The following is a 13483-nucleotide window of genomic DNA, read 5'->3' as shown; positions in this document are numbered from 1 at the left end:
AATAATAACATTCATAAATTAAATATTTTCTTTTTAAATGCAAAAAATAGGATTCTATTCAACTGATTTAAACAGTTAAATAAAATCCTATTTTTTATTTATCTGAAGTACTGAAAAAGCATAGCTTTTTCAGTGGCCTCTAATCGAGTTATTGTTTTTTCATATGTAGTACATTACTTTATAATTATTTTTATATAGTTTGTTTTTGATATTATTTCTAAATTATGATGTTACATATACATAACTTAATATTTTTTAGGAAATAATAAGTTAGTAATTTTATATTAGAAAGGATTGAAGTATTATGAAACCAAAAGTAGATAAAGATACTTGCATAGCATGTGGATTATGTCCATCAATATGTCCAGAATGTTTTGATATGGAGGATGATGGAAAAGCAGGCGCTATAGTTGATGAAGTTCCAGATGAGTCTATAGATTCAGCAAAAGAAGCAGAAGAAAGCTGCCCTGTAGATGCAATCGAGATAGAAGAATAAAATATATTATCCAATAAAAATAGGATTGATAGCTGCATAAAAGCAAATATTAATCCTATTTTTACTGGATTTTTTAAGAATTAACCAGATTAGGTTTAAAGAGTTTATGAATAACAAATCTCAGCCTATTGGATCCTCTTATAAATAGTCAATTATTCTATAAATATTAAATTTATTATTTTTGTTATGATTAGCACTACAATTAGAATTAGTTTGATTTAAATTTACTGTATGGTGAGCAGTTGAGTTGCAAGGCACGTTATTAGATGGAGTAATGAAAATATCATCATTACAATTAACAATAGTAGCATCTTTATACGTTGAATCTAATACAAAATCTTTCATAATTAAAATAATTCCTCTCAATAAAATTTCTTCTATTAATATTATTTACAAATGAAGAACTAAGTATACTTACAAAATAATTATAATCAAATAAAAAACGAGCATTATTAAGCCCGTTTTTTATGATATAAATAAAACTATATAAGTTGCGGTAAGGAGTTTATAGTATCATTAACTTTTTAAGATTGAAGTTGCTCTCTACAATATAATTTCATTATCGCAACCTATATATATTTAAATTGATATTTTTAAATTAATCTACCTTTTGAACTATAAAGCCAACAAGCCCAGGACCTGTATGAACTCCAAGTGCAGGTCCTATTTCTCCACCTAAAGTACATTCTATTAGATTAGGAAATTGTTTTATTGTATCATATAGTATTGTAGCTTTATCAGGAGCATTTCCATCTAGAATCCAAACTTTGCATCTACTAGCTTCTAAGTAAGGTTTTAGTAAGTTTGCTAGACAAGATATAGATTGTTTTATCCCTCTAATCTTGCATACTGTATGATATATTCCGTCATCGCCTACGGTAATAATAGGTTTAAGGTTAAGTGTATTTGCAATTGTACCAGCAACCTTACCTATTCTACCACCCTTTATCAGATATTCCAATGTATCTATTGTAAAGAATACATCTATTTTGCTTCTGAATGTAGGTAGAATCTTGACTATTTCATTAAAAGACTTTCCTTCTTTAATTAAATTTGCAGTTTCAATTACCATTGCACCTTCTGACATAGTTAAAGTCATAGAGTCAAACACAAAAGTCTCAATTCCAGAAATATTTTCAGCCGCTAGCCTTGCAGAATTGTAAGTACCTGAAATGCCACTTGATATGGTTATTATAATAACATGGGTATAACCTTCACTTTTTACTTCTTCTAAGGCAGATGTAAATTTCTCTACACTTGGTAGTGAAGTTTTAGGAATTTCTTTAGGTAAAGCTTCATAAAGCATTTTTGGAGTTATATCTATTCCATCATCATATTCTCTATCAGAAAATATAATTTTAAGTGGTAATATCTTAATATTATTATTTTTTACAAAATCAGTACTTAAATCAGAAGCACTATCAGTTATTAATGCTATTTTATCCATTTTAGTTCCTCCTAAAATATAATAAGTTTAAATCAATTATATCACTTTTTGTAAAATTAGATTTTTTTATATAAACTATTATTAACATAAAGATGGATAAATACTAAAGTTTTAATATGAAATAATAAGAAAAGTATTATGAACATAGTAAAGGACAATAGTAAGAGTCATTTATAATAAGTCAACTATATAAAAGTCTCAAAAAAGAATCAAATCGAAAGATAATTAGATATAAACCATGATAAATAAAATCTAGTGGCTTAAAAATAAAAAATTAGAAGCATTGCTAATGAATATCTAATACAGTATAATAATACGGTAGTAATCATACTATATATTGTGTCGTGGAGGGAAAATAATGCTATATGTTGTGAAAAGGGATGGGAGAGAGGTTGAGTTTAATTCAGATAAGATAGCTCAAGCAATTAAAGGATCAGCCACTGAGATCGGTTTAACTTTAAGAGAAAGTGAAATTTTAGATACTGTACAGAAAGTAATTATATATATTGAATCGGAGTATAAAAAAACAATAACTGTAGAACAAATACAGAATTTTGTAGAGAAAGCATTAAAAGATGAAGGACACAAAGATATAGCAGTAGCTTATTCAGGATACAGACAAGAAAGAACTAAGGTTAGAGAAATAAAATCAGACTTAATGAGAGCTATAAGACAAATTGGAGTTGAGACTGATAGAGACAATGCTAATGTAGGAAATAATTTCAGTTCTAAATTATTAAGAATAGCTTCTGAATCAAATAAGTGGAATACATTAGCTATAATGCCTAAAAATTTAGCAAGAGCTCATGAAATAGGAGACTTATATTATCATGACTTAGATAGTTATAATTTAACTGTGAATTGTTTGCATATACCAACAAAGGAAATGCTAGAAAATGGATTTAATACAGGCTATGGAACAATCAATGCACCTAAAAGAATAGAAACAGCTGCTGAGTTATCATGTATATTATTGCAATCAACTCAAAATGATATGTTTGGGGGGCAATCTCACCCAGACTTTGATAATGATATGGCTATGTTTGTAAATCCTACTAGAGAAGAAATCAGAGAAGAATTAGAAGAACTAGAAATACCTAAAGAAAAGATAGAAGATTTACTTGAAAAAAAGGTGAGAAAGAAAGTACAACAAGCTATGCAAGGTGTTGTTTACAATCTTAATACAATGCACTCAAGAGCAGGATCTCAAGTTCCATTTAGCTCAATTAATATTGGATTACCTACAAGTGCAGATGCTGCATTAGTATGTGAAGTTTTTCTTTTAGAATATGAAAAAGGATTAGGTAAGGGAGAGCAACCAATTTTTCCAAATATAATTTTCAGAGTTAAATCAGGAGTTAATAGAGAAGAAAATGACCCATATTTTTATTTATATAAATTAGCATGTACAGTAGCTGCAAAAAGAATGAATCCAACATTTATGAATATTGATGCAGATTTTAATAAAGAATATTATGATAAGGGATATGTTCCAGCAACTATGGGATGTAGAACTTACCTTATGAAAAATATAAATGGTGAACCAGGCTGTAAAGGTAGAGGAAATATAGCACCTACCACTATTAATCTCCCAAGAGTAGGGTTACAAGCCAAAGGCGATATAAATAAGTTTTTTGAAATATTAGATTCAAGATTAGAACTATCAAAAGACGCTTTAATGCATAGATATAATGTGTTGAAGAATTTAAGAGTTAAAGATTTGCCATTTGTTGCAGGTCAAGGACTTATGAAAGGATCAGAAGGCTTAGGACCTGATGATTCAATAGAACCAATATTAAAGCAAGGTACATGGGGAATTGGATTCATAGGACTTGCAGAAACATTAGTAGCCTTAATAGGCAAACATCATGGAGAAGATGATGAAGCTAGGAAATTAGGAATAAAAATTATTGAACACATAAAACAGTATACAGACAGAATTACAGAAGAGTATAAACTAAATTGGAGTTGTTATGCTACTCCAGCAGAAGGTCTTTCAGGTAAATTTATAAAACAAGACAAAAAGATATTTGGATTAATAGAAGGAGTAACTGATAAGGAATATTATACAAATAGTTTTCATATGCCAGTTGCTTATGCCATATCTATTAAAGATAAGATTGATATTGAAGCGCCATATCATAAACTCTGTAATGGTGGTCATATAACTTATATTGAAGTAGATGATGCACCAAATGCAGAAACAGTAATGGATATAATAAATTATGCATATAAGCATACTAATATTAGTTATGTAGGAATTAATTTCCATATAAGATATTGTAGAGGCTGTGGAACTTACTTACACGAAGATCAAAGTAGTTGTCCAAAGTGTGGAAGTCAAGATATACAGGGAATATCAAGAGTTACAGGATATTTAAGCTTAGATGAAAGATTTGGTGCTGGAAAGTATCATGAAAGAGAGGATAGAATATCTCATGTAGGAGATCATAAACATCATTATTAGGATATATGTGAATTAATCATAAATTAATGTGAAATAACAACCTATCGATTGTCATTAATGAAGATCTATAATTTAAAGTTAATAATTAAGAGGTTATCTTAAAATAATAAAATGAATTGGATTCAATTCAAAAGGTTATTTTTAAGATGACCTTTTATTGTAAATTAATGTTAGGGTTCAAGGTGTTAACGACACTATATATTTATTTTAAATTGTTAATGAAAAACAATTTAAATAGATTTTAGGCAAAATAAATAAAATTTTTAAATTTAAATAATTAAGGTATTGCAATATTAAAAAAAAAACTTGCAAGAATAGATTGAATTTCCTTCAAAATTGGGTAAGTTTTAAAATTACTTGAATTATGGGAAAAGAATTATTGCAAAAACGTAAAAATAAACCTTGTGCAATCTTATTAATATATGATATTATAAATATACAAGAAAATGTTAATTTAAGCTATAAGTAATAATATAAATAGGGGGATTGCAATGGCAGTTAATAATTTGAAAAATAATAAAAAAGTTACTATAGTAGATACTACTCTTAGAGATGGGGAACAAACAGCAGGAGTAGTTTTTGCAAATGAAGAAAAAATAGTAATAGCACAAATGCTAAGTGACTTAGGTGTCGACCAACTAGAAGTAGGTATTCCAACAATGGGTGGAGATGAAAAAAAGGCTATAAAAGAAATTGTAAAGAGAAATTTAAGATCTAGCATAATGGCATGGAATAGAGCTGTAATCGGTGATATAGAACAATCAATAGATTGTGGGGTTGATGCAGTTGCTATATCAATATCAGTATCTGATATACATATTCAGCATAAACTCAGAACTTCTAGAGAATGGGTATTAGAAAACATGGTTAAATCTGTTGAATTTGCAAAAAAAAATGGTCTTTATGTGTCTGTTAATGGGGAAGATGCATCTAGAGCAGACAAGGACTTCCTAGTGGAATTTATTAATGCAGCCAAGCAAGCAGGAGCAAATAGATTTAGATATTGTGATACTGTAGGAATTATGGAACCATTTAAAATTAGAGATAATATTAAATATATATATGATAAGACAGGCTTTGATATAGAAATGCATACTCATGATGACTTTGGAATGGCAACGGCTAACGCAGTTGCTGGTATCAAAGGTGGAGCATCGCATGTTGGAGTAACTGTAAATGGTCTTGGAGAAAGAGCTGGCAATGCAGCATTAGAAGAAGTTATAATGGCATTAATGCTTGTCTATGGATATGATGGTAAGGAAATAGACACTCAAATGTTTAGAGAAGTATCACAATATGTATCAAGAGCATCAGGAAGAGAACTTCCAATATGGAAAGCTATTGTTGGAAGCAATATGTTTGCGCATGAATCAGGAATTCATGCAGATGGAGCAATGAAAGATCCTAAAACCTATGAAGCTTTTGATCCATCAATAGTTGGACTTGAAAGGCAAATCGTTATAGGTAAGCATTCTGGAAGAGCTTCAATAATAAATAAATTTAAAGAATATAATAGAGTACTTACAGATGATGAAGCAAGTGGAATATTAGAACTTGTAAGATCTACATCAGTTAGATTAAAGAGATCGTTATTTGATAAAGAAGTAGTTCAATTATACAAAGAATATCATAGAAAATTAGATGAAAAAAATAAGCAATAATAGGAGGATTAAAAGTGGGAGATAATTTAGTTTATAAGATTTTAAAAAGTCACATTGTTGAAGGTGAATTAAAGGCAGGAGAACCAATAGGATTAAAGATTGATCAAACGTTAACTCAAGATTCAACAGGAACAATGGCATATCTTCAATTAGAAGCTATGGGAATAGATAGAGTAAGAACTAAGAAATCAGTAGCATTTATAGACCATAATATGCTACAACAAGGATTTGAAAATGCAGATGATCATAAATTCATTCAAACAGTGGCATCTAAGTATGGAGTATATTTCTCAAAGCCAGGTAATGGAATATGTCATCAAATCTTCTTAGAAAGATTTTCAACTCCAGGAGATACATTAATAGGTTCTGATAGCCATACTCCAACAGCAGGTGGTGTTGGTATGTTAGCTATGGGAGCAGGTGGATTAGATGTTGCTCTTGCTATGGGAGGCGGAGCTTATAACATTAATACTCCAAAGGTAGTAAAGATTGAACTTAATGGAAAATTAAACAAGATGGTAGCAGCTAAAGATGTTATTCTTGAAGTTTTAAGAATATTAACTGTTAAAGGTGGAGTAGGTAAAGTTTTTGAATATGCTGGTGAAGGAGTTAAAACACTTTCAGTTCCAGAGAGAGCAACTATAACTAATATGGGAGCTGAACTTGGAGCTACAACTTCAATTTTTCCAAGTGATGAAAGAACCTTAGAATTCTTTAAGGCTCAAGGAAGAGAAGAAGATTGGATAGAATTTAAGCCAGATGTAGATGCTGTATATGACGAAGTAGTAACAATAAACTTAGATGAGTTAACTCCACTTACAGCTAAACCACATAGCCCAGACAATGTAGCTAAGGTTAGCGAAGTTGGTAAGATTAAAGTTGATCAAGTATTTATAGGAAGTTGTACTAATTCTTCTTATGAAGATTTAATGAAGGTTGCTAAGATATTAAAAGGTAACAAAGTTCATCCAGACATTAGTTTAGTAATTGGACCAGGATCAAGACAAGTTATGGAAATGATAGCTAGAAATGGAGCATTAGCAGATATAATAAGTGCAGGAGCAAGAATACTTGAGAATGGTTGTGGACCATGTATTGGTATGGGACAATCGCCTGGAACTAATGGGATTTCACTTAGAACTGTAAATAGAAATTTCTATGGTAGAAGTGGAACATTATCAGGACAAATATACATAGTAAGTCCTGAAACTGCAGCAGTTTCAGCAATTAATGGAGTTTTAACTAATCCAACAGAAATAGATATAGATTTAACGATAGATATGCCTAAGGAATTCTTAATAGACGATTCTATGATTTTAGCACCAGCACCAACTAATGCTGAAGTTGATGTTGTTAGAGGACCTAATATTAAGCCATTCCCAGTAAGTGAGTCATTAGGCGAAGAAGTAGATGGTAAAGTATTGATAAAGGTTGAAGATAATATTACAACAGATCATATTATGCCTTCAAATTCAAAGTTATTACCATTTAGATCAAATATACCTTATCTTGCAGAGTTCTGCTTTAATACAGTTGATACAGAATTCCCTAATAGAGCTAAAGAATGTAATGGTGGATTTATAATTGCTGGAGGAAACTACGGGCAAGGTTCAAGTAGAGAACATGCTGCACTAGCACCACTATACTTAGGTGTTAAGGCAGTTATAGCTAAGTCATTTGCAAGAATTCATAAGGCTAACTTAATAAACAATGGAATAATTCCAATGGAATTTAAGAATGAAGCTGATTATGATAACATTGATTTAATTGATGATTTAAAAATGGGAAATATTCAAACTGCTTTAGAAGCTGGAGTAGTAAAAGTGAAAAACTTAACTAAGGGAACTGAATTTGAAGCAGCAGTTGATTTAACAGAAAAAGAAATTGCAGTTATTAGAGCTGGTGGAAGACTTAATTACGTAAAAGCAAATGCTTAATTAAATAAGACAGTAGAATATTGAAAAGCACAGGAGTTTATTGATTTTGAACTCTTGTGTTTTTTAGTATTCAAATAGATGATTAGAGGAATTATTAGATATTATAATTTTTAAATATATTTATAGTTAAGTTATAATTAATAAATAGAAGAATTGTTTAGAATGATAATATATAAATTAGTTAGAAAGAGGTCATTATTATGGAAAAGACTATAAGATTATCTGGAATAGCATATGAAAGTTTAGTTAATGGACCTGGCATGAGAAGAGTGTTTTTTGCACAAGGATGTAAACACAATTGTAAAGGTTGTTTTAATAAACATACCCATAGCTTTAGTGGTGGAGAAGAAAGAGATATAGATGAATTAATAAAAGATACACTAGATAACCCGATTTTAAGAGGTGTTACATTTAGTGGTGGAGATCCATGGGAGCAGGCTGATAAATTTGCATGTATGGCAAAGGATTTTAAAGAGAATGATCTCAGTGTTTGGAGTTATACAGGGTATGCTTATGAGTATATCATCGAAAATAAAGAGACCAGATTGGGCTGGAATGATCTATTAAATAATATAGATGTCCTTGTAGATGGAAGATTTGAAGAAGAAAAGCAACAAGATGGACTTAAATTTAGAGGATCAACAAATCAAAGGATAATAGATGTTCAAGAAAGCTTAAGGTTGAATAAAGTTATTATAATTGATTTATAAGTTTATTAGAGTTAATTTTAGAACGGAAACAATGAATTGTTAGTTTTGTATAAAAAGTATATTATAAAAATATTTAATAGTGAATTTAGTTGCGCTTATAAAGTTACTATTGTTTAAGAATTAAAATTTGCTTTAAACTAAGTTGATATTATCATGCTTATAATTTTTAGTATATTTGAAATAATAAACTTATAGATTTATCCACAGGAAATAAATTAATCTTATATATCTGTGGATTATTTATAATTCAATGTGGATGAAATTAAATTCTTTGGTGAATTACAGTTTGAATATGCTTAAGAAGGGAGAAATTAAATGTTGATTCTAGGGAAAGAATTTTATAAGCAAGGGGCATTGATTTTAGCTAAGGAACTTTTAGGAAAGATTCTTGTAAGAAAAATTAATAATGTAACTTTAAGAGGCAAAATTGTTGAAACAGAAGCTTATATAGGTGAAATAGATAAAGCATCTCATGCTTATAATAGCAGAAGAACTGAAAGAACAGAACCTTTATTTAGAGAAGGCGGTATTTCATATGTATATTTTATTTATGGAAAATATCATTGTTTTAATGTTATAAGTGGACTTGAAGATAAAGGTGAAGGAGTTTTAATAAGGGCGTTAGAGCCATTAAATGAATTTGATTATCTTTCACAAAAAAGGTTTAATCAAAATTATGAAGAATTGTCAGAAGCTAAGAAAAGAGCAATTACAAATGGTCCTTCAAAATTATGCATGGCATTTTCAATAGATAAATCAGAAAATTATATAGAGCTTTATGAAAAAGGAGATCTTTACATAGAAGATAGCAAGGGTGAAAAATTTGATATAGTTGAAACTACTAGAATTGGAATTGACTATGCAGAAGAAGCTATAGATTTTCCTTGGAGATTTTATATAAAAGGTAATAAATATATTTCAAAAAAATAATTGTTTCAATTTATTTAAGATAATTATCTTTTTGATTAGTGCAATTAAGACTTTATGTGAAACTCCGCAAAGAGAGCACATATTATTAATTATGTACTCTCTTTATATGTGAAGATTAAGTATTATTTGCTTAATTTATAAGTATTAATTTAAATGACAGAGATTGTATTAAAATCAATGCATTATAAGATATTTAATTACTTCTTTTATTAAAAGCAAAGAATTTTAGCAACAGAAAAGTAACAGGTACTCCAATAATAGCAGCTAGCATATAAGCAAAAAGTTTATGTAATCCAAGCATATTGGAGGTTATTACAACAATATATTGAATAATAAAATTTGGTATAGATGATACTGTGAATTTAATAAGTTTTTGAAAACTAAGTTTTTCTTTAAAAGTTATTAAACTATTTAGTATATAAGATATAAGTAGACCTGAAATATAACCTGGCAAAAAAGCTATATTTGTACTTAAAAAACTAGAATATATATATGAAAAAACAGTACCATTAAAGGTGTTTATGATTCCAATTAGTACAAATATAATAAATTGCTTTGAATAAAAAGTATCTTTAAACTTTTGAATAACATTATCCATATTTTAATACCTAATTATCCTTTTTATCAGTGTTAATTAATTTATCAGAAATAATAAATCGTGGTCTTCTCTTAGTTTCATTATATATTTTGCCAACATACTCTCCTATAATACCAAGAGATAAGAGCTGTACTCCTCCAAGCATCCAAATGGAAAGCGTCAAAGAAGTCCAACCGGTAACAGTGCTTCCTATGAATTTAACCACAAGAGAATAGATTAACGCTAGAATACTAACAAAAAATATGGTAAAACCAAGAACTGTTATTATTCTTATAGGCTTTATGCTAAGAGAGGTAATGCCATCTAAAGCAAAAGCAATCATTTTCTTGAGTGGATATTTAGATTCGCCAGCAAATCTTTCATGACGTTCATATTCAACAATTGAATATTTATATCCTATTAAAGTAACCATGCCTCTTAGGAATAGGTTAACCTCTTTATATTCATTTAAGCTTTCTAAAGCACGGCTACTCATAAGGCGGTAATCAGCATGATTAAAAATCATATCAACACCAAGGGTGTGCATAAATTTATAGAAAGCTATTGCCGTTATTCTTTTAAAGAATTTATCGGTCTGTCTTGATGACCTTACTCCATAAACAATATCACATCCATCATAATATTGTTTTACAAATTCATCTATAACATCTACATCATCTTGCAAATCTGCATCTAATGATATAGCCATGTCGCAATAGTCTTTAGCAGTCATAAGTCCTGCAAGTAAAGCATTTTGATGTCCTCTATTTCTTGACAGATTGACTCCAGAAAATATATCATTTTTACAATGATATTCTTCAATTATACTCCAAGTATTATCTTTTGAACCATCATTAACAAAAAATATTTTACTATTATTAGAAATAAGTCGATTTGTAATCATAGTATTCATTTTTTCCAATAATCTTTTAGCAGTTTCGTGTAAAACCTCTTCTTCATTATAGCAAGGAATCACAAGATATAATATATCTCTCATAAAATCGCCTCCATTTAATTATTATATAAAAATTTTACTAAAATTACTAATTATAATTTTTTATTTTATAGAAAATTATAATAAAGTCAAATCTGTGGATAACTTTTAAAAGTAGTATAAATACATGGTTAGTAAAGCAATTTTAAATATGAATAAATTGTTAACAAAAATTATTGTTAAAGAAAATAAGCAGAAACACACAGTCTGCGAAGCAGATTTTCTTGTTTGGGCTAAATTGTTATGAGTATAAGTCATGTGGGTTTCATAAGACTCAACAGTATAAAGAGCAATTAAAAGTATATAGGGAGTAAATCAATTATTAAGGGCAATACTTTCAGTTGGAGATGTTGTCCTTAATGTTTTTCTTTATCTTATGGGTTGGATAGATGGGAATATGTTTATTATATTTATTTCTTTTATTATTCTTATATATGACAATTTCAAAGATATTTTAATTTAAAAAGAAAGGCGAAAACGCCTTTCTTTTTAAATACCTAACCAGCGTTTACAAATGAGTGCAGACAATATATTAATAAACATACCACCTACAAACCAACTAATTAGGCTCCACACATTTATGACTACAGTAAATTCTACCATAAGTGTACCTCCTTTCTTTGAATTGGATGATTACATTTAGGCAATCACATAATAGTTAATTAACATCAACTATTGGTAATTGCATATGTTACCATGACCAATTATCGTTAATCTCTTAATTACGAGATTGACGATAAAGAAAGATAGGTATACAAGTCGAATGGAAACTTGTACAAGGAATATTATATATTTTATAGATACTATTGTAAATATAATAATTTAAATCCCCCTATTTCGGGGGATTTTTTATTGAATAAGCTGACACCACATAGCCCCCAATTAGACGCACAATTTTCCCTAAATGAAATTTTAAAAAATGCATAACTTATAAAGTATGTTACAATAAATACATTAAGGTGGAGCATTATGAAGAAGTGTTAGTTTATGGAGGTGGGGGAATTGTCTGATTTTAATTTAAAAGAATTTGAGAGAAAAAATTCGAATACAAAGATAAAAGTGTTTATTGAATATTTATATGAGAAATTTGGAATTAATAATGAAAATGAAGAATTTGATAATGAATATTTTTCTTTATTTAATGACAATGATTTACTTGGAAGTCTTGAATACTATATTGCAAAAAATAGTATTACTGCACAGGGAACAGCCCAGAATTATATTTATCTAATAACAGATTTTTTCAATATGTTATTAGATAAATATAATATTCAAAACGACACTTTTATTGATAAAAAATTATACGATAAATTATTGTTAAAATCAAAAAAAATCATATCTAAATTAAAGGTATCTGAAAGTAAAGATTATGCTACTGATGAACAATATGAAGTATTGAATAATGGTATTGATAAATTTTTTAATAAACTTGTAATGGACGATATTCACATAGAAATTGATCGACTTAAAAATGGGCAGCTGAAAAAAGTTAAGATTTACAACCGTTTTATATCAGCTATAGCAATAAAACTAATAATGAAATATGCGTTATCTAATTTAACTACTATTAATTTAAAGTTAAATAATTTGAATATGATAAATAATAATCACTTATGGGATTTATTACTGATGAAGAAGAAATTGATTCACAAATAGAAAAAGATTTTTTAGATGATATAGATGTAGTAGAGAATGAATCAATAGAAGAAAAAATTAAAAAAATTAGAAGATACCAAAAGATAGTCAATATATTAAAGCAAAAGTATGGATATAGATGTCAATTATGCGGATATACTTTTAAAATGGACAATGGAAACTGCTATTGTGAGGCACATCATATAAAGATGTTGTCTAAAGATGGAACGCAAAATCCTAATAATGTAATTATTCTTTGTGCAAATCATCATCGCATGTTTCATTATGCAAGTAATATAATTACTGTAGGGGAATAATTGATAGAAAAAGAGTTATCAAAATCGGAAATATGGAAGTCATAATACAATTTTAGTAATTAATCAAAAGAACACATTATTCTAACTGAGTAACGTGTTTTTTATGCTCTAAATTACTAGAAAATTTAAGAAATGGGGGTGGATCATTTGGCAAGACCAAGCAAAAGCGTTGCCGTTATGAGTAAAAATATTATAAAAGTGATTTTAAAATTTCATTTTACAGATTTTTTGTATGCAGTTGAGGGCGTTGTGGTGTAGTAATTTTTTATAAGATTTCATAGGAAATGCAGGGGAGTATTTAATGAAGATATT

General features: G+C 28.6%; 12 protein-coding genes. 8 read left to right on the top strand and 4 right to left on the bottom strand.

Annotated elements, in window-relative coordinates; genetic code table 11:
• Positions 1–304: 304 nt before the first annotated feature.
• Entirely contained in the window at positions 305–496 is a 192-nt protein-coding gene (locus LLF98_RS14485) for a ferredoxin (protein ID WP_291704824.1), read from the top strand.
• Positions 497–634: 138 nt separating this feature from the next.
• Here LLF98_RS14485 and LLF98_RS14480 read toward each other — a convergent pair whose 3' ends face one another.
• Both LLF98_RS14480 and LLF98_RS14475 read right to left on the bottom strand, forming a co-directional pair.
• Positions 635–841: a hypothetical protein gene (locus tag LLF98_RS14480; protein ID WP_291704822.1), complete on the bottom strand. Its 207-nt coding sequence runs from the start codon at positions 839–841 to the stop codon at positions 635–637.
• A gap of 253 nt (positions 842–1094) precedes the next feature.
• Positions 1095–1943 (bottom strand): DegV family protein, encoded by an 849-nt coding sequence (locus tag LLF98_RS14475; protein WP_291704820.1) that lies wholly within the window; start codon positions 1941–1943, stop codon positions 1095–1097.
• Between the two features lie 358 nt (positions 1944–2301).
• Here LLF98_RS14475 and LLF98_RS14470 point away from each other — a divergent pair, with 358 nt between their 5' ends.
• The 5 genes from LLF98_RS14470 to LLF98_RS14450 all read left to right on the top strand — a co-directional run bounded on the left by LLF98_RS14470 (position 2302) and on the right by LLF98_RS14450 (position 9648).
• Positions 2302–4410 carry an anaerobic ribonucleoside triphosphate reductase gene (locus LLF98_RS14470; protein WP_291704818.1) on the top strand — a complete coding sequence of 703 codons (2109 nt, stop codon included), beginning with the start codon at positions 2302–2304 and terminating at the stop codon, positions 4408–4410.
• A 491-nt stretch (positions 4411–4901) separates the two neighbouring features.
• Positions 4902–6071: a homocitrate synthase gene (nifV, locus tag LLF98_RS14465; RefSeq protein WP_291704815.1), complete on the top strand. Its 1170-nt coding sequence runs from the start codon at positions 4902–4904 to the stop codon at positions 6069–6071.
• Positions 6072–6085: 14 nt separating this feature from the next.
• Positions 6086–8008, top strand: coding sequence for an aconitate hydratase (locus LLF98_RS14460; protein ID WP_291704814.1), 1923 nt, complete (start codon positions 6086–6088; stop codon positions 8006–8008).
• Between the two features lie 200 nt (positions 8009–8208).
• The gene (nrdG, locus tag LLF98_RS14455) at positions 8209–8718 is read left to right on the top strand and encodes an anaerobic ribonucleoside-triphosphate reductase activating protein (protein WP_291704811.1); all 510 of its coding nucleotides are present in this window, start codon (positions 8209–8211) and stop codon (positions 8716–8718) included.
• A 318-nt stretch (positions 8719–9036) separates the two neighbouring features.
• Positions 9037–9648, top strand: coding sequence for a DNA-3-methyladenine glycosylase (locus LLF98_RS14450; protein ID WP_291704826.1), 612 nt, complete (start codon positions 9037–9039; stop codon positions 9646–9648).
• Positions 9649–9841: 193 nt separating this feature from the next.
• On the opposite strand, the gene LLF98_RS14445 is transcribed toward LLF98_RS14450, so the two are convergent.
• Together LLF98_RS14445 and LLF98_RS14440 are read right to left on the bottom strand one after the other, a co-directional pair.
• On the bottom strand, positions 9842–10246 hold the full coding sequence (locus LLF98_RS14445) for a GtrA family protein (protein WP_291704809.1): 405 nt from the start codon (positions 10244–10246) through the stop codon (positions 9842–9844).
• A gap of 10 nt (positions 10247–10256) precedes the next feature.
• Positions 10257–11222: a glycosyltransferase family 2 protein gene (locus tag LLF98_RS14440; protein ID WP_291704807.1), complete on the bottom strand. Its 966-nt coding sequence runs from the start codon at positions 11220–11222 to the stop codon at positions 10257–10259.
• Between the two features lie 999 nt (positions 11223–12221).
• Here LLF98_RS14440 and LLF98_RS14435 point away from each other — a divergent pair.
• Together LLF98_RS14435 and LLF98_RS14430 are read left to right on the top strand one after the other, a co-directional pair.
• Entirely contained in the window at positions 12222–12875 is a 654-nt protein-coding gene (locus LLF98_RS14435; protein WP_291704805.1) for a hypothetical protein, read from the top strand.
• A complete protein-coding gene (locus tag LLF98_RS14430) occupies positions 12833–13171 on the top strand; it encodes an HNH endonuclease (RefSeq protein ID WP_291704803.1) in 339 nt (112 codons plus the stop codon). Before LLF98_RS14435 ends, LLF98_RS14430 begins: the two co-directional genes overlap by 43 nt.
• Positions 13172–13483: the final 312 nt, after the last annotated feature.

Origin of the sequence: Clostridium sp., assembly GCF_021372645.1 — a bacterium.
GTDB lineage: Bacteria > Bacillota > Clostridia > Clostridiales > Clostridiaceae > Clostridium.
This window is presented reverse-complemented; position numbering and strand designations above follow the sequence as displayed.

Coding starts and splice junctions, on each gene's coding strand:
- LLF98_RS14485 (WP_291704824.1), top strand. CDS start 305: ATGAAACCAAAAGTAGATAAAGATACTTGCATAGCATGTGGATTATGT.
- LLF98_RS14480 (WP_291704822.1), bottom strand. CDS start 841: ATGAAAGATTTTGTATTAGATTCAACGTATAAAGATGCTACTATTGTT.
- LLF98_RS14475 (WP_291704820.1), bottom strand. CDS start 1,943: ATGGATAAAATAGCATTAATAACTGATAGTGCTTCTGATTTAAGTACT.
- LLF98_RS14470 (WP_291704818.1), top strand. CDS start 2,302: ATGCTATATGTTGTGAAAAGGGATGGGAGAGAGGTTGAGTTTAATTCA.
- nifV (WP_291704815.1), top strand. CDS start 4,902: ATGGCAGTTAATAATTTGAAAAATAATAAAAAAGTTACTATAGTAGAT.
- nrdG (WP_291704811.1), top strand. CDS start 8,209: ATGGAAAAGACTATAAGATTATCTGGAATAGCATATGAAAGTTTAGTT.
- LLF98_RS14445 (WP_291704809.1), bottom strand. CDS start 10,246: ATGGATAATGTTATTCAAAAGTTTAAAGATACTTTTTATTCAAAGCAA.
- LLF98_RS14440 (WP_291704807.1), bottom strand. CDS start 11,222: ATGAGAGATATATTATATCTTGTGATTCCTTGCTATAATGAAGAAGAG.
- LLF98_RS14430 (WP_291704803.1), top strand. CDS start 12,833: ATGGGATTTATTACTGATGAAGAAGAAATTGATTCACAAATAGAAAAA.